The organism is Oleiphilus sp. HI0043 (genome assembly GCF_001634935.1).
Window position 1 is genome coordinate 1 of the sequence record NZ_LWEY01001052.1, and the last position, 392, is coordinate 392.

Below are 392 nucleotides of genomic sequence, written 5' to 3' on the forward strand. Positions count from 1 at the left end.
CTTGAACAAGGCTGACTTGTTGGCTGAAGACTGTGGTGGTGCAGGTTCAGAAGAATACAACGAGATGCTTGAATTGGTTGAAATGGAAATTCGTGAGTTGCTAGACACTTATGAGTTCCCAGGTGATGATACGCCAATTATCGCAGGTTCTGCTTTGATGGCATTGAACGGCGAAGATGATAACGAGCTAGGTACAACTGCTGTTAAGAAGTTGGTTGAGTCGCTAGATTCTTATATTCCAGAGCCAGAGCGTGCTGTAGATCAGCCATTCCTAATGCCTGTTGAGGACGTGTTCTCAATCTCAGGTCGTGGTACGGTTGTAACGGGTCGTGTTGAGCGTGGTATCATCAAAGTTGGTGAAGAAATCGAGATTGTTGGTATCAAGGAAACTC

1 pseudogene is annotated in these 392 nt (G+C 45.4%); it reads left to right on the forward strand.

The window, feature by feature from the left end:
• Positions 1-392 (forward strand): annotated as a pseudogene (tuf, locus tag A3729_RS11065) (elongation factor Tu); the annotation flags it as partial.